Source organism: Streptomyces filipinensis (assembly GCF_014649495.1).
GTDB lineage: Bacteria > Actinomycetota > Actinomycetes > Streptomycetales > Streptomycetaceae > Streptomyces > Streptomyces filipinensis.
This window is the reverse complement of the sequence record NZ_BMTD01000002.1, coordinates 85,224-100,370: the sequence shown is the minus strand read 5'-3', so window position 1 is coordinate 100,370 and position 15,147 is coordinate 85,224. Positions and strand designations below refer to the sequence as shown.

Annotated in this window: 18 protein-coding genes and 1 pseudogene; 8 read left to right on the top strand and 11 right to left on the bottom strand. The window is 71.8% G+C overall.

Annotated features, from left to right (window positions below; all coding sequences use genetic code 11):
• Positions 1-120 precede the first annotated feature (120 nt).
• Both IE244_RS05505 and IE244_RS05500 read right to left on the bottom strand, forming a co-directional pair.
• Positions 121-378: a WhiB family transcriptional regulator gene (locus IE244_RS05505; RefSeq protein WP_003992873.1), complete on the bottom strand. Its 258-nt coding sequence runs from the start codon at positions 376-378 to the stop codon at positions 121-123.
• Positions 379-698: 320 nt separating this feature from the next.
• Positions 699-1,667 carry a diacylglycerol/lipid kinase family protein gene (locus tag IE244_RS05500; RefSeq protein ID WP_191871507.1) on the bottom strand — a complete coding sequence of 323 codons (969 nt, stop codon included), beginning with the start codon at positions 1,665-1,667 and terminating at the stop codon, positions 699-701.
• Positions 1,668-1,865: 198 nt separating this feature from the next.
• Here IE244_RS05500 and IE244_RS05495 point away from each other — a divergent pair, with 198 nt between their 5' ends.
• A complete protein-coding gene (locus IE244_RS05495; protein WP_031163346.1) occupies positions 1,866-2,312 on the top strand; it encodes a hypothetical protein in 447 nt (148 codons plus the stop codon).
• A 12-nt stretch (positions 2,313-2,324) separates the two neighbouring features.
• On the opposite strand, the gene IE244_RS05490 is transcribed toward IE244_RS05495, so the two are convergent.
• From IE244_RS05490 to IE244_RS05480, 3 genes are all read right to left on the bottom strand, one after another.
• Entirely contained in the window at positions 2,325-3,416 is a 1,092-nt protein-coding gene (locus IE244_RS05490; RefSeq protein ID WP_229853966.1) for an RNA polymerase sigma factor SigF, read from the bottom strand.
• A 17-nt stretch (positions 3,417-3,433) separates the two neighbouring features.
• Positions 3,434-3,850, bottom strand: coding sequence for an ATP-binding protein (locus tag IE244_RS05485; RefSeq protein ID WP_031163342.1), 417 nt, complete (start codon positions 3,848-3,850; stop codon positions 3,434-3,436).
• 324 nt (positions 3,851-4,174) lie between these two features.
• A complete protein-coding gene (locus tag IE244_RS05480) occupies positions 4,175-4,435 on the bottom strand; it encodes a UBP-type zinc finger domain-containing protein (RefSeq protein WP_191871505.1) in 261 nt (86 codons plus the stop codon).
• A 61-nt stretch (positions 4,436-4,496) separates the two neighbouring features.
• Here IE244_RS05480 and IE244_RS05475 point away from each other — a divergent pair, with 61 nt between their 5' ends.
• Positions 4,497-6,092 carry a Na+/H+ antiporter gene (locus IE244_RS05475; protein ID WP_191871504.1) on the top strand — a complete coding sequence of 532 codons (1,596 nt, stop codon included), beginning with the start codon at positions 4,497-4,499 and terminating at the stop codon, positions 6,090-6,092.
• Here the strand turns inward: IE244_RS05475 and IE244_RS05470 are convergent.
• Together IE244_RS05470 and IE244_RS05465 are read right to left on the bottom strand one after the other, a co-directional pair.
• On the bottom strand, positions 6,089-6,994 hold the full coding sequence (locus IE244_RS05470) for a 1-aminocyclopropane-1-carboxylate deaminase/D-cysteine desulfhydrase (RefSeq protein ID WP_191871503.1): 906 nt from the start codon (positions 6,992-6,994) through the stop codon (positions 6,089-6,091). The genes IE244_RS05475 and IE244_RS05470 overlap by 4 nt on opposite strands.
• A 125-nt stretch (positions 6,995-7,119) precedes the next feature.
• The gene (locus IE244_RS05465) at positions 7,120-7,713 is read right to left on the bottom strand and encodes an N-acetylmuramoyl-L-alanine amidase (protein ID WP_191871502.1); all 594 of its coding nucleotides are present in this window, start codon (positions 7,711-7,713) and stop codon (positions 7,120-7,122) included.
• A gap of 268 nt (positions 7,714-7,981) precedes the next feature.
• On the opposite strand from IE244_RS05465, the gene IE244_RS05460 reads away from it, so the two are divergent.
• The 3 genes from IE244_RS05460 to IE244_RS05450 all read left to right on the top strand — a co-directional run bounded on the left by IE244_RS05460 (position 7,982) and on the right by IE244_RS05450 (position 11,136).
• Positions 7,982-9,388 (top strand): family 2B encapsulin nanocompartment shell protein, encoded by a 1,407-nt coding sequence (locus IE244_RS05460; RefSeq protein ID WP_191871501.1) that lies wholly within the window; start codon positions 7,982-7,984, stop codon positions 9,386-9,388.
• 112 nt (positions 9,389-9,500) lie between these two features.
• Entirely contained in the window at positions 9,501-10,634 is a 1,134-nt protein-coding gene (locus tag IE244_RS05455) for a family 2 encapsulin nanocompartment cargo protein polyprenyl transferase (RefSeq protein ID WP_191871500.1), read from the top strand.
• Positions 10,635-10,803: 169 nt separating this feature from the next.
• A complete protein-coding gene (locus IE244_RS05450; protein WP_191871499.1) occupies positions 10,804-11,136 on the top strand; it encodes a DUF952 domain-containing protein in 333 nt (110 codons plus the stop codon).
• 59 nt (positions 11,137-11,195) lie between these two features.
• On the opposite strand, the gene IE244_RS05445 is transcribed toward IE244_RS05450, so the two are convergent.
• The 3 genes from IE244_RS05445 to IE244_RS05435 are packed head-to-tail and all read right to left on the bottom strand — an operon-like array spanning position 11,196 to position 12,859.
• Positions 11,196-11,960 (bottom strand): VOC family protein, encoded by a 765-nt coding sequence (locus tag IE244_RS05445; protein ID WP_191871498.1) that lies wholly within the window; start codon positions 11,958-11,960, stop codon positions 11,196-11,198.
• Between the two features lie 43 nt (positions 11,961-12,003).
• A complete protein-coding gene (locus tag IE244_RS05440) occupies positions 12,004-12,420 on the bottom strand; it encodes a VOC family protein (protein WP_031163324.1) in 417 nt (138 codons plus the stop codon).
• A gap of 40 nt (positions 12,421-12,460) precedes the next feature.
• Positions 12,461-12,859 (bottom strand): helix-turn-helix transcriptional regulator, encoded by a 399-nt coding sequence (locus tag IE244_RS05435; RefSeq protein WP_191871497.1) that lies wholly within the window; start codon positions 12,857-12,859, stop codon positions 12,461-12,463.
• Between the two features lie 49 nt (positions 12,860-12,908).
• Between IE244_RS05435 and IE244_RS41760 the strand changes: the two are divergent.
• Positions 12,909-13,106, top strand: a pseudogene (locus IE244_RS41760) (inorganic phosphate transporter); the annotation flags it as partial.
• A gap of 92 nt (positions 13,107-13,198) precedes the next feature.
• Here IE244_RS41760 and IE244_RS05430 read toward each other — a convergent pair.
• Positions 13,199-13,906, bottom strand: coding sequence for a B3/B4 domain-containing protein (locus tag IE244_RS05430; RefSeq protein ID WP_191872078.1), 708 nt, complete (start codon positions 13,904-13,906; stop codon positions 13,199-13,201).
• 334 nt (positions 13,907-14,240) lie between these two features.
• Here IE244_RS05430 and IE244_RS05425 point away from each other — a divergent pair, with 334 nt between their 5' ends.
• Both IE244_RS05425 and IE244_RS05420 read left to right on the top strand, forming a co-directional pair.
• Positions 14,241-14,825, top strand: coding sequence for a helix-turn-helix domain-containing protein (locus IE244_RS05425; RefSeq protein ID WP_191871496.1), 585 nt, complete (start codon positions 14,241-14,243; stop codon positions 14,823-14,825).
• 24 nt (positions 14,826-14,849) lie between these two features.
• Positions 14,850-15,023 carry a hypothetical protein gene (locus IE244_RS05420; protein WP_191871495.1) on the top strand — a complete coding sequence of 58 codons (174 nt, stop codon included), beginning with the start codon at positions 14,850-14,852 and terminating at the stop codon, positions 15,021-15,023.
• Positions 15,024-15,147 lie beyond the last annotated feature (124 nt).

The following is a 15,147-nucleotide window of genomic DNA, read 5'->3' as shown; positions in this document are numbered from 1 at the left end:
TTGCTGCTCTGCTGTTGGGCTAAGCGCATCGGGGGATACTGCGCGCTGCGGCTCGGGGGCGGGAGATGCGTGCGTGCTGCACGCGCCGCCAAGCTCAGGCTGTCAGCAGGGGTGGGAGTGTCAGGCGGAGGCCTGACGGGCCCGGTTGCGGGCGGCGCGGCGCTTCATGGCGCGGCGCTCGTCCTCGCTGAGACCACCCCAGACGCCGGAGTCCTGGCCGGACTCGAGCGCCCACTGCAGACACTGCTCGATCACCGGGCAGCGACGGCAGACGGCCTTGGCTTCCTCGATCTGCAGCAGCGCAGGACCGGTGTTGCCGATGGGGAAGAAGAGCTCGGGGTCTTCCTCGCGGCAAACGGCGTTGTGACGCCAGTCCATGGCTGCTACCTCTCCTTGGTATTACATGCAGATTGCTTGTGAATGTGAACGCTTTCACGAATCCCTCAACAAGTGAAGGGCCGACCGCCGAGTCTTCCCCGGCGTGGTCCTTGGTTTGAAGAGGGGTTCCGGTGATCAGTGGAGGCCGGTGTTGCGGGCCGTCCCGATCGCCACGTAGAGACTCGCAAACCTCAGCGGCGGATACAACCCCTTCCGGAAAGTTTTTTTTGATTCCTCGGTGTCGACTAGGTCACAGCCGTACTTCCATGGGGTGGATCCTGGCCTAAACGTTCGAGTGAAAGGACTTTTGCGTCTTCCGCTCACACAATCACACGCAGTGCACGGCGTACGCCTGTGAACGTCACGCTCGTACGCAGCCCGAGGTGGTCACCGTCCATCTGGAGGGGGAGAGGCACCTTCGAATGCAAGGTGAACCGGTCCAGGTCGTGCAGGGAGACCACATGCCTGCCATGGGGTCCGCGCTCGGGGGACGAAGTGAGCAACTGGGTGCCATACCGGGCAACCGCGGCCGTCGAGAGGCGGCTGAGACCGAGCACGTCGATGCCCGTGTCGAACGACGCCTTAGGCGACGTATACATGGGGCGATTGCCGAGATACGTCCACGGGGACGTGTTCGAGACTATGGCGACCACAAGATCACTGATCGGGTCCTCGCCGGGCTGCCGCAGTGTGATCGAGCCGTGCCGGCGGTTCTGCTCGCCGAGGAACTGCCGGACCACCTGGCGGACGTACAGCGCGTGCGTCGACTTCTTGCCCCGCTCGCGCTGCTGCTCGACCCGGCCGACCACGCCCGCGTCGAAACCGAGGCCGGCGTTGAAGGTGAACCAGCGGTCCGGGACCGCCTCGTCCTCGGTGCCGGGCGTGCCCGACGTCAGGCCGAGCCCGACGACCCGCTCGCTGCCCTCGCGCAGGGCGTCCAGAAGGGCGCCGGTGGCCTCGACGGGGTCGTTGGGCAGGCCCAGGGCGCGGGCGAAGACGTTCGTGGAGCCGCCCGGCACGACGGCGAGGCCGGGCAGGCGCTCGGGGTCGGGTCCGGCGTGCAGCAGCCCGTTGACGACCTCGTTGACCGTGCCGTCGCCGCCCAGCGCCACCACGAGGTCGATGTCGTCGCTGTCCGCCGCCTGCCGGCCGAGGTCGCGCGCGTGGCCGCGGTACTCGGTGGTGACCGCCTCCAGCTTCATCTCGCTCGCCAGCGCGTGGATCAGGACGTCACGCCTGCGTGCGCTTGTGGTGGTTGCCGCCGGATTGACCACGAGAAGTGCACGCATGGAGGGCAGCGTACCTACTGGGGGGTACCGGGCACACAGCGAGGTAGGGATCCGGTAAGAGGTGGGGGCGTGACAGTGGACACGGCGCCGCGCCGCGGGGGTGCGGCACCGCTGCCGGGCGGGCGTCCGGGGTGGCTGGTCGCGCGGTCGCGCGCGCCCCTTTCGGGGCGCTCGCACCGCCCCCGTTACCCTGCTGGGGTGAGCAGTGAGCAGAGCCCCGCCCAGGACACCGCCGAAGCCGCCGCCGGCCCGCGCCCGCGCCGGCTGACGTACGCCGCCGTGCTGGCCGCGCTGGAGGGTCTCGCCCTGGGCGGCGGCGGTCTGTGGGTGCTCGTGCTCGGCCTCACCGGCTCCCCGGACGACCGGCAGCAGGCCGTGACCCTCGGCATCACGCTGGTCGTGCTCGCGCTGCTGCCGCTGCTCGCCGCGCGCGGACTGCTGCTGCGGCGCAGCTGGAGCCGCGGTCCCGCGGTGATCACACAGCTCATGGCGCTGCCGATCGCGTACAACCTGATCCACGCCGACAGCCTGGCCGTCCCGGCCGGTATCGCGCTCACGGCCGTCGCCGTCGCGGCGCTGGTGCTGCTCGTCAACGGCGAGACGACCCGGGCCCTCGGCATCAGGGGACCGGGCCGCGCCGAATAGCGCAGGGCCGCGCTACTCCTCGACGAGGAGCTTCTCCCGCAGCTGGGCCAGGGTGCGCGCCAGCAGCCGGGAGACGTGCATCTGGGAGATGCCGACCTCCTGCGCGATCTGCGACTGGGTCATGTTCCCGAAGAAGCGCAGCAGCAGGATCCGCTTCTCCCGCGGCGGGAGGTCCTCCAGCAGCGGCTTCAGGGACTCCCGGTACTCCACGCCCTCCAGCGCCTCGTCCTCCGCGCCGAGGGTGTCGGCGACCGCCGGGGACTCGTCGTCGGTGTCGGGGACGTCCAGGGACAGTGTGGAGTACGCGTTGGCGGACTCCAGGCCCTCCAGGACCTCCTCCTCGGAGATCGCGAGCTTCTCGGCCAGCTCGTGGACCGTGGGGGAGCGGCCGTGCAGCTGGGACAGCTCGGCCGTCGCCGTGGTCAGTGCGAGCCGCAGCTCCTGCAGCCGGCGCGGCACGCGGACGGCCCAGCCCTTGTCGCGGAAGTGCCGCTTGATCTCGCCGACGACGGTCGGGGTGGCGTACGTGGAGAACTCCACGCCGCGCTCCGGGTCGAACCGGTCGACGGACTTGATCAGACCGATCGTGGCGACCTGCGTGAGGTCGTCCAGCGGCTCGCCGCGGTTGCGGAAGCGGCGCGCCAGGTGCTCCACGAGCGGCAGGTGCATGCGGACCAGCTGGTTGCGCAGCTCCGCGTACTCCGGGCTGCCCGCGTTCAGGCCGCGCAGCTCGACGAACTTCGCCCGGGCCCCGCTGCGGTCCTGCGGGTCGTGCTGTGCGGCCTGCACGGCTTCCGCGCCCGGCGCGTCGTCCTCGGCGTACCGCTCGTGCTCGCTCATCGTCCCGCCCGTAGCCCTTCCCCGAGCCCTGGCCGCCGCGCGGGGTCCCGCCGCGGGCGCGCCCTCAACGGAACCGTCACCGCCGGCCCGCGCGGAGTCGTCCTCCGGGTGCGGTCTGGCCTGCTCGGGGATGCCGTCGATGCCGTCCGCCATGCGCCGGGAACCGTCCCGGGGGCCCTCCCCGGACGTCTCGGCCGTCCTCGGCCAGGAGGCACCCCCGTCCCCGGCCGGCAGCTCCCGTGTGCCGCGCTCTTCGTCCCGCACCGGACCGTCCCCGTTCCTCACGCCGGGCCAGGGCCCGCGCCGCGCTGTTTGTAGAGGCTGATCGACACGGTCTTGTCCTCGTCGACGGCGGACGAGACCTTGCCCGCGAGGGCCGACAGCACGGTCCAGGCGAAGGTGTCCCGCGAGGGGGCGTGACCGTCCGTGGTCGGCGCCGCGACCGTGACTTCCAGCGAGTCGTCGACGAGCCGGAAGACACAGCTGAGCACGGAGCCGGGCACGGCCTGTTGGAGCAGGATCGCGCAGGCCTCGTCGACGGCGATGCGCAGGTCCTCGATCTCGTCCAGGGTGAAGTCCAAGCGGGCCGCGAGACCGGCCGTGGCCGTCCGCAGCACCGACAGGTAGGCACCCGCAGCCGGCAGCCGGACTTCCACGAAGTCCTGATTCGCCGTGGGCTCGCCTGCGATCTGGGACACCCTCACCTCCATGGTGGTACAAGCTTTACGGGGCCGAGGGTCGCCCCCCGGGGTAACGCGTACGTGGTTCCGCGGTGACGCTATCGCGCTCCGAACGTTCCTGTCCCGGGACCCCAACCCCCCTGGCGTCACTCACAGTAAAGCTGTGCATACGCTCCGTGTCTAGAGGGTTAGCGCGCCCAAATGGGAAGAGGGCGCGCCGGGTTGACGTACCCAGACGTCACACGCTCGAACCGTCGTGCGGTCGCCGCCGCATGCAGTGTCACACGAGAAGGCGGCCGGACGGGAATGCGAGCGCCCGGGAAACCGCTCGCACACCAGAACTCAGACGAGAACGTGGTCCACGAAGCACCACCGCCACTCCTCGCCGGGCTCGAAGGACCGCATGACCGGGTGGCCGGACGCCTCGTGGTGCTGCGTGGCGTGCCTCCCCGGCGAGGAGTCGCAGCAGCCGACGTGGCCGCAGGTCAGGCACAGCCGCAGCTGGATGGGGTGGGTGCCGTCCCGGAGGCACTCCGGGCAGGTGGCGTCGCGCGGGTCCGGCTCCGGGTGCGGCAGCGCTTCGGCGTGCGTGCACTGTTTCATGATTGCCAGATTACGACGGGTGTGCGGGTGGCCGCGCGGAAAACGAGGGTGGGCGAGGATCATGGACGTGATGCCGCTGCTGTTGCTGGTGGCGGGCAGTGCGGCGGTCGCGGGGGCCGCCCGGCGTGGTCCCGTGCCGGCCCCGCTGCTGCTCGTCGCCGTGGGCCTGGCGGTCTCGTACGTCCCCGGCGTCCCGCACTACACGCTGGACCCGGAGGTCGTCCTGCCCCTGGTGCTGCCCCCGCTGCTGTACAAGGAGGGCACCGAGAGCTCGTACCTCGATCTGCGCGCCCAGATGCGGCCCGTGGGGCTGCTGTCGATCGGGTACGTGCTCTTCGCGACCTTCGCCGTCGGCTGGGCCGCCTATCTCGTCGTGCCGGGGCTGCCGCTGCCCGCCGCGCTCGTGCTGGGCGCGGTGGTGGCCCCGACGGACGCGGTCGCGGCCGCGGCCATCGCGCGCCGGGTCGGCCTGCCGTCCAGGATCACCACCATCCTGCAGGGCGAGTCCCTGCTCAACGACGCCACCGCGATCACCGCGTACAAGGTGGCACTCGCCGCGGCCGTCGGCGAGGGGGCCACCTGGGCGGGCGGCGTCGGCGAGTTCCTGCGGGCCGCCGTCGGCGGTGTCGCCGTCGGAATGGTGCTCATGGTGCCGATCCACTGGCTGCGCACCCACCTGAAGGAGGCGCTGCTGCAGAACACGCTCTCCCTGCTGATCCCCTTCGTCGCCTACGGCGTGGCCGAGCAGTTCCACGGCTCCGGGGTCCTCGCCGTCGTGGTGGTCGCGGTCTACCTCGGGCATCGCGCGTGGGAGGTCGACTTCGCCACCCGGCTCCAGGAGGACGCGGTGTGGCGGATGGTCGCCTTCGTGCTGGAATCGGCCGTGTTCGCGCTCATCGGCCTGCAGCTGCCGACGGTCCTGAAGGGACTGGGCGCGTACCAGGGAGCCGACGCGGTCTGGTACGCGACCGCGATCTTCCTCGTGGTCGTCGCGGCCCGCTTCGTCTGGGTGTTTCCGGCGACCTTCCTGCCCCGCCGGCTCTTCCGCCGCGTCAGGGAGCGCGAGGAGGACCCCACCTGGCGGGGCCCGGTCGTGACGGGATGGGCCGCCATGCGGGGCGTGGTGTCCCTGGCCATCGCGTTCTCGATCCCGCTCACGGTGCACGGCGGTGCTCCCTTCCCGCAGCGGAACCTGATCCTGTTCCTGACCTTCACCACGGTCATCGGCACGCTCGTCGTGCAGGGCCTGACGCTCGCGCCGCTGATCCGCCTGATGCGCTTCCCGGGGCGCGACCGGCAGGCCGAGACGCTCGCCGAGGCCAACGCCCAGGCGCAGGCCTCCCGGGCCGCCGAGGGGCGCCTGGACGAGCTCCTGTCCGACGAGCGCAACGCCCTGCCCCCGCCGCTGGCCGACCGGCTGCGCACGGTCCTGGAGCGCCGCCGCAACGCCGTCTGGGAGCGCCTGGGGCAGACCAACCCGGTCACCGGCGAGACCGTGGACGACACCTACCGCCGGCTGTCCCGCGAGATGATCAGTGCCGAACGCGAGGTCTTCGTCAGGCTCCGCGACCACCGCTACATCGACGACGAGATGCTGCGCGCGCTGCTCAGACGCCTGGACCTGGAGGAGGCGGCGGTGTACCGGGAGGCGGGCTAGGCCCGGTCCTCGGCGAACGGCCGCCCGGTGACGACGGCGGCGATCGTCGTCCCGCGCGGGAAGGCGCCCTCGTCGGCGAGGGCGACGAGCCCGTAGAGCAACTTGGCGACATAGAGACGTTCGACGGGCAGTCCGTGGCGGCGCTCGAAGTCCTCCGCGAAGGCGTGCAGTTCGGGTGTCGTACGGGCGTAGCCGCCGAAGTGGAAACGTTCGTCGAGGGACCAGGAGCCGGTGCGGGCGCCGAAGGCACGTTCCTGCAGCTGCTGTATGTCGCGTTCCAGGAATCCGCCCCTGAGGACCGGCACGCCGAGCGCGCGCTGCCCGGCCGCCAGCCCGGCGGCGAGCCCCGCGAGCGTGCCGCCGGTGCCGCAGGCGACCGCGACGACGCCGGCGTGCCCGCGCAGTTCCTCGCCGAGGGCCCGGCAGCCGTGTACGGCCGCGCTGTTGCTGCCGCCTTCGGGGACGACGTACGCCTCCTCGGCGCCGGCCGCGCGCAGGATCGCCGCCAGGGTACGCGGCTCGGTCTTGTGCCGGTATGTCGATCTGTCGACGAAGTGCAGCCGCATGCCGTCCGCCGCGCACCGGGCCAGCGAGGGGTTGAGCGGACGGCCGGCCAGCTCCTGGCCGCGGACCACGCCGGTGGTCGGCAGACCGAGGAGGCGGCCCGCGGCGGCGGTGGCGCGCAGGTGGTTGGAGTAGGCGCCGCCGAAGGTGACCAGGGGGCGGCCGTGGGCCGCCTCGATGTTCGGCACCAGCTTGCGCCATTTGTTGCCGATGAGGTCCGGGTGGATCAGGTCGTCGCGCTTCAGGAGCAGCCGCAGGCCGTGACGGCCGAACCGCTCGTCCCCTACTTCCTGAAGAGGAGAGGGCAGGCGGGGAGCGAGCGGAGTCCGGCTGGTCACGGCTTCATTGTCACCGCTGCGGCGGTCACGGGCGCCCCGCGGCGGTCACGGGGAGCCGCGTGACGGTCACGGGGAGCCGTGCGACCCGCCCACCGCGGACCCGCATCCGGCGACGTACCCCGGCGCTACCCCTTCAGCCGCTCGGCCACCCGCTCCCGCAGCCACCCCATCCCGAACCCCCTCGGATCCACCTTCCCCGGCTGCCACTCCAGGTGGCCGATGACCGACCTCTCGCTCCACCCGTGCCGCCGGCACACCGCGGCGGCCACCCGTTCGATCGCGTCCAGCTGGGCCTGTGGCCAGGGGTCCGCCCCGTCGCCCAGGTTCTCGCACTCGAAGCCGTAGAAGTGCCGGTTGCCGTCGGTGTCCGCCTCGTTGTCCGGCGGCAGCCCCTTCTCCGCGATCACCGCGCGCAGCACGTCGTCGTCGCCGAGGCCGGCGTGGTTGGCGCGGCCGTAGCCGACCAGGTGGACCCTGCCGTCCTTGGTGATCACGCCGTGGCACAGCGGGCCCGGCAGCGCCGGATGGCCGTCCCGGCAGATCCGGACCGTGTGCGCGCTGCCCCGGGTCACCGTGTGGTGGATCATCACGCCGTGCACGGGCCCCCACGGGCCCTTGTGGTTGCGGTTGTGGTGCGGCCAGTCGCCGACCTCGACGACGGTGACGCCCTCCGCTCGCAGCGCGTCCAGAAACTCGCCCGCGGACATGGGTGGGGCCATGCCGCCTCCTTCGTTCCGTGCCGGTCCAGGCCGGCCGCCGGACGCGACCGTTCGGCACCTGCCTCTACGTTCTGCTTTCTGCAACGAGACCGCCGCCGAAACCGGACGTCCCCGGACGGCGGCGGGATCCCTCTTCGTGCCCAGTAATGCGATGATCCATTCCCGCTCTTTCGGGTAATGGTGCGGACACTCTCGGTGATGAAAGGCTCGGTCACGAGACCGGTGCCCGTGCGATTCGGCACCGGGAAAACCTGGGAGGCAATTCTCTATGTCGGTAGGCGAAGAGGTCCGCACGGATCAAGGCACGCCGCAGCAGTCCCTCGGGACGGCGGCAGCGCGGAACCTGGCCACCACCACCAAGTCCGTTCCGCAGATGCAGGAGATCAGCTCCCGCTGGCTGCTGCGCACGCTCCCGTGGGTCGACGTGCAGGGCGGCACGTACCGCGTCAACAGGCGGCTGACGTACTCCGTCGGTGACGGCCGCATCACCTTCGTGAAGACCGGCGACCAGGTCGAGGTCATCCCGGCCGAGCTCGGCGAGCTGCCGGCCCTGCGCTCCTACGAGGACCAGGAGGTGCTGACGGAGCTGGCCCGGCGCTGTCGCCAGCGCGACTTCGCCCCCGGCGAGGTGATCGCCGACTTCGGGAACCAGACGGGTGAGGTGTACCTGCTGGCGCACGGCAGGGTCGAGAAGATCGGCACCGGCCCCTACGGCGACGACGCCGTCCTCGGAGTCCTCGCCGACGGCGCCTACTTCGGCGAGCAGGCGCTGCTGGACCCGGACGCCATCTGGGAGTACACCGTCCGCGCCGACACCGCGACCACGGTGCTGATCCTCAGCCGCCAGGACTTCCAGCAGATCGCCGAGCGCTCAGACACCCTGCGCGCACATCTGGAGCAGCTGCGCTCCGTCCCGGAGCAGCGGACCAACAAGTACGGCGAGAAGGAGGTCGAGCTGGCGGCCGGCCACTCCGGCGAGCCCGACATCCCGCACACCTTCGTGGACTACGAGGCGCGGCCCCGCGAGTACGAACTGAGCATCGCCCAGACCGTGCTGCGCATCCACACCCGCGTGGCCGACCTCTACAACCAGCCGATGAACCAGACCGAGCAGCAGCTGCGGCTCACGGTCGAGGCGCTCAAGGAGCGCCAGGAGCACGAGCTGGTGAACAACCGCGACTTCGGCCTGCTCCACAACTGCGAGTACGACCAGCGGATCCAGCCGCACGACGGAGTGCCCAGCCCGGACGACATGGACGAACTGCTCAGCCGCCGGCGCAGCACCAAGCTGTTCCTGGCCCATCCGCGCGCGATCGCCGCGTTCGGACGCGAGCTGAACAAGCGGGGACTGGTCCCGGAATCCGTCGAGATCGGCGGTAACCGCCTCCCGACCTGGCGCGGCGTGCCGATCTACCCGTGCAACAAGATCCCGGTCACCCCGGAGCGCACCACCTCGATCATCGCGATGCGCACCGGCGAGCAGGACCAGGGTGTCATCGGCCTCAGGCAGTCGGGCGTCCCGGACGAGATCGAGCCGAGCCTGTCCGTCCGCTTCATGGGCATCAACGAACAGGCCATCATCAAGTACCTGGTGACGGCCTACTACTCGGCCGCCGTGCTGGTGCCGGACGCTCTCGGCGTGCTGGAGAACGTCGAGATCGGCCGCTGGAGGTGACGTTTCCGCACTTCACGGCCGTGTCCCCGCCCGGCGTGGCGGGTAGACCCTCGGAACATGCGTCCGGCCGGACCGGCGACGCCGGCGTCCGCGGACCTGGCGAGGGGGAGACATGGCCGAGTTCATGACGGAGACCGAACTGCGCTCCCCCGTCGTGCCGTGCCCCGGCACGGCGGAGGAGCGGTGGGGGAGGGCCGACGACGCCGGTCCGCTCGAAGGACACGAGGCGGCGGCCCTGCTGGAGTGCACGCGGGCCGTCGTCGACCCGGAGCTGCACGCGGCCCTGGAGTCACTTCCCGGCGCCATGCGCCGGATCGCGCTCTACCACTTCGGCCGGCAGCACGCGGACGGCACCCCGGCGACGGGCGACGCCGGCAAGGCGATACGCCCCGCGCTCGTCCTGGCGGCGGCCGCCGCCCTCGGCGGCCCGGCGGCCCGTACGGCGGCGGTCCGGGCGGCGGTGGCGGTCGAACTGGTCCACAACGTCACCCTGTTGCACGACGACGTGATGGACCGCGACACCTCCCGCCGGCACCGGCCCACGGCCTGGACCGTGTTCGGCGTCACCGACGCGATCCTCGCCGGTGACGCCCTGCAGGCGCTGGCCCTGCGGCTGCTCGCCGAGGACCCGCACCCGGCCGCCGGGCCGGCCGCGGCCCGGCTCGCGGACTGCGTCGTGGAACTGTGCGCCGGCCAGTACACCGACACGAACCTGGAGCGCGGTGCCCCCGAGGGTGTCACCCTCGCCGAGGTGCTCGCCATGGCCGAGGCCAGGACCGGCGCGCTGCTCGGCTGCGCCTGCGCCCTCGGCGCGCTGTACGCGGGCGCCGGCCCGGGGGACGTGGCGGCGCTGGACGGCTTCGGCCGCCAGGCCGGGCTCGCCTTCCAGCTGATCGACGACGTCATCGGCATATGGGGCGACCCGCGGCACACCGGGAAGCCGGCCGGTGCGGATCTCGCGGCCCGCAAGAAGTCGCTGCCCGTGGTGGCGGCCCTGTCGACCGGCACGGAGGCGGCGGCCGAACTCGCCGAGCTGTACGGCACGCCGTGTGTGGCCGGTGACACCGAGGGCGTGGCGCTTGCGGCGCTGGCCGTGGAGCGGGCGGGCGGCCGGGACTGGGCGCAGGCCGAGGCGGCCGACCGGATGGCCCGCGCCGTGCAGGAGCTGTCCCGGGCGGTCCCCGACCCCGAGGCGGCGGGCGGGCTGCTGATGCTCGCGGAGTTCGTGACCCGGCGCGGTAGCTGAGCCTGATCAAGACCTGTCCGGTCGTCTACGGTAGGGGCATGCCGATGTTCGCGACCGGCCTCGACATCAAGGAGTCCGGCCTCGACGCGGTGCGCGCCTTCACCAAGGGCGTGCTCGTGCGGACGTACCCACGTAAGCGCTGATCCCGCAGCCGCCGTACCGTGGGCCCATGTCGAAAATGCCCCATATCTTCCATATCACCGAACGCTCCCTCTGGGAGAAGGCACGCGAACACGGTGCCTACGAGATGTCCTCCCCTGGCCGCACCCTCCAGGAGGAAGGTTTCATCCACTTCTCCACCCGCGAGCAGCTTCCGCGCATCGCCGCCCGCCTCTACGGCGACTACGACGGTCCGGACGAGCTGGTCGTGCTGGTCGTGGATCCGGCCCTGGTCGACGTGCCGGTGAAGTACGAGGCCATGAAGCCGGGCGGGGAGGAGTTCCCGCACGTGTACGGGCCGGTGCCGGCCGACGCCGTGGTGGACGTGGAGCCCTGGGGGTGACCGGCGAGGACGGGTGTCCGCCGGGCCCGGGGGCCCTCCGGCGTCCCGGTCCTCGGTACCTACGCGTCCGTCGGGGTCCTACCGGCGCCGGCCAGCCCGCCGGTCAGCGGGTCCCGTCCGGTCAGGCAGTAGACGCCGCCCGCCGGGTCGCGCATCACGGTCCAGTGCGGGCCCCCGCCCACCCGGACCGCCCCCTGCTCCTCGTGCCGGGTCTGGACGGCGGCGATGTCCGCGCAGGCGAGGTCGAGATGGGCGGAGGCGGGGCGTTCCTCGCCGAGCCGCTGGAGGAGGATCCGGACGGGCAGTCCCGCCGGCGGCTTCAGCACCTGGAACTCCGGCCGTGAACCGGTGTGCCGCTCCCAGCCGGTGAGCCGGGCCCAGAAGCCGGACTCGGCGGCGTACGCCGACGGCGGGATGTCGAGGCAGACCTGGTCGAGCCGGCTGCCCGCCACCACGGGCGGCCGTACCGTCTCCCCGTGCCAGGGCACGGCGCAGAACAACTGCCCCGCCGGGGAACGCAGTACCGCCCAGTCCCCGTGGTCCGTCACCAGGTCCGCGCCCCGTTCACGGGCCGCCCCGATCAGCTCCCGTACGTCCTCGGTGCAGAAGTCGAGGTGGGCCCCGCCCTCGCCCTCGGTGACGCCCTGGAGCTTCACGCAGGCGTCCGCCCCGTCGGCGTCCTCGGGCAGCAGGGTCAGGAACTCGCCCTGTTCACCGCGGGGTTCGGACGGCCGGGTGCCGGTGACGGCGGTCCAGAAGGCGCGGGCCTCGGGCAGCCGGCCGACGGGCCGGTCGACGAAGGCGTACGTCCAGCGAATGATCATGACGGGGAGTGTAGGTGCCGACTCCCCGGTCACTCGCGGGATTTCACTCCGCGGGCCGCTGGAGGAAGCGCAACTGGTTGCCCGCCGGGTCCCGGAAGGCGCAGTCGCGCACCCCGTACGGCTGGTCCGTCGGCTCCTGGAGCACATCCCCGCCGGACTCCCGCACCCGCTCGTACAGCGCGTCGCAGTCCTCGGTCGTGAAGATGACACCCCGCAGCATGCCCTTGGCGAGCAGTTCGGCCATCGCCTGCCGATCGGCGGGGGAGGCGTCCGGGTTCGCGCCGGGCGGTTCCAGCACGATCTCGACGTCCGGCTGGAGCGGTGAGCCCAGCGTCACCCAGCGCATGCCCTCGAAGCCCACGTCGTTGCGGACCTCCAGGCCGAGCACGTCACGGTAGAAGGCGAGCGCCTTGTCATGGTCGTCCACCGCGATGAAGCACTGCTTGAGTTTCACGTCCATGGGCTCACGCTAGGCCCATCCGGACCCAGGCGCGCGCGAGTCACCAGGACCGGCGGCGCGGCCGGGTGAAGGTACGGGCCACACAGGACGGGATCACCGCGCTCTCCTCGTGGTCGCGGGCCCGGTAGGCGCTCGGCGTCTGGCCGACCAGCTCGGTGAAGCGGGAGCTGAAGGAGCCGAGCGACGTACACCCCACGGCGAGGCACACCTCGGTGACGGTGAGGTCGCCCCGGCGCAGCAGCGCCTTGGCCCGCTCGACCCGGCGGGTCATCAGATAGCTGTACGGCGTCTCGCCGAACGCCTTGCGGAAGCTGCGCTGGAAGTGGCCGGGCGACATGTGGGCGCCACGGGCCAGCTCGGTCATGTCGAGCGGCTCGGCGTACTCGCGGTCCATGCGGTCGCGCACGCGACGCAGCCGTCTGAGGTCCTCCAGGGTCACGTCGACAGCTTGGCACAGGACACGGGCAGCGAGGTACGGAACGTTTTTCCACGCCCTCTTCGGCGGTCGGATCGGCGCGGTCCGGGTCGGCGCGGGCTCCCACGGCGTGCACTTCGACGAGGTCGTCGACAAGGTGCTGATCCCGGCCGTGGCCTCCCCTGTGGTGGCGGGCCTCGCCGCCCTGGCCGCCACCTACCTCGCTTACAGGCTCAGCGCCCGCGCCCGCCAGGACTCGGTGACAAGGGGCGGCGTACGGGATCTTTCTGATCGTGCCGCGGTTCCACTGATCCGCCGCCCGTGCGTGCCCGGCCCTCGACGGGTGCCTTGTCAGGTGCCGTGTCAGACGGTGGCCCGAGGCTGGGCCGGGCTGAGGTAGTGAACGGTGCTGTGTCCGGAGTGCGGGGCGAGGAGGCCCTGCAGTGTGTCGGCGGCGACCTTGAGGAGGTCGCCGTCGCGGGTGGCGTGGAGGGTTTCGAGGAGGAAGGCGACGCGGGTGGAGTCCTCGGTGACCCGGGTGCGGTGCGCGTCGCGGTGGTTCCAGTGGCGGGTCAGCACCCCGGTGGTGTCCGCGTAGATGATCTCGCCGGGGTTCGGGGTCTCGATGGTGCCGGGTTCGCCGAGCGGGGTGAAGGACTCGGTGCCGTCCGCGTACCGGATGTCGACGTCGCCGGTGACCCGGTCCAGGTCGAAGGCGCCGGCGGGCAGGCCGTGGCGGACGGAGACGGCGTTGTAGGAGTCGACGGCCGGGTTGATGCGCGGCAGCGTCCCCTTCTTGGCCAGGCGGCGGCCGAGCGCGTCGACGCTGGGGCGGACGCGGCGGGGGTTGGTGCCGAACGCGCGGTAGGCGGTGTGCCACGCCTCGATGCGGGGGTCGGTCTCGTCGGCCGGCCGCCAGGTGCCGTCGGCGAGTCGGCGCTCCAGTTCCGCCAGGGCGGCGGTGGTGCGCGGCCAGGGTTCGCGGCCGCGCAGGCCGGTGGCGGTGACGAGGGCGATGAGCGTGTCGGGGAAGGCTTCTGCGACGGCGGGGTCGATGCGGAAGGCGGACATGGGCGGGTTCCGTTTCCTGGTGGGAGCGAGTGGGACCAGGGTGGCCAGGTTGCGGTTGCCCTGGGCCTTCTCCAGCGCCGGCTCGACCGCGAGACTGGCCGGGGCCGCGACCAGCACGGTCCGCAGCACATGGGCCTTACGGGCGCCGAGGCCGCCGAGGAAGTCGGCGCACCCGTAGGCGAGTGAGCTGCCGAGGGCCAGCAGCAGAGCGATCACGGCACATCCCTTACTATCTCAGTGGAACGACCACACCGTACAACGGAACGACCGAGCCGTGTCAACCAAACGACCGGGCGGTACAGTCCACTGGTCAAGATGCTAGGAAGGTGATCAGGTGGCCGAGACGGCGGCGGCCCTGCGGACGGTCGCGCACAACGTGCGGGCGGCCCGCACCCGCGCGGGCCTGTCCCTGGACGAGCTCGGCCGGCGCGCCCAGGTCAGCAAGGGCGCCCTGGTGGCGCTGGAGAAGGCCCAGGGCAACCCCAACCTGGCCACCCTGGTCCGGCTCGCCGACACCCTCGGCATCTCGGTGTCCGCGCTGATGCAGGGACCGTCCGAAGGCCGGGTCCGTGTCGTGGACGCCGATGCGGTCGCCCCTCTGTGGACCGGAGAGCGCGGCAGTGAGGCCCGGCTCGTGCTGACGACGTCGGGCCCGGCGCCGGTCGAGGTCTGGCGCTGGCGGCTGGAGCCGGACGAGGAATACCCCAGCCACCCCCACCAGGCCCAAGTCGTGGAGACCGTCAGCGTCGTCGCGGGCCGTATGACCCTGGTCGTCGACGGCACCGAGCACACCCTCGAAGCGGGCCAGACCGCCACGTTCGACGGCGACACCCCGCACACCTACCGCGGTGCGGGCACCCGGAGCTGCCACCTGATCATGACGGTCCATCTGCCACCCGGCCCCGCCTCCATCACCTGACAGGGCGTCGCGGCCTGCCGTGCGGTGATCCCCCTGACCGAGCACAGCGCCCATCTCGCCTTCCCGGCACGGATGCTGGACGTGTGGCACCCCGGGACCATCGTGTGGCCGGCGCTCGCCGGGGTGGCGATCGCCGCGCTGCCGCCGGCCCGTGCGGCGGCCCGTCAGACCACCGCCCGCGTCCTGCACACCGAGTGACGAACGCGCCGCGGGGGAGGCGGTCCCCTGTCGGGGAGACGCTGCAAGTCAGGGAAAATTACAGGTCAGGAGGTGTGATCCAGGATCAGGCCTCCTTGGTCTCCCCTTCTGGGCAGTCGCACTG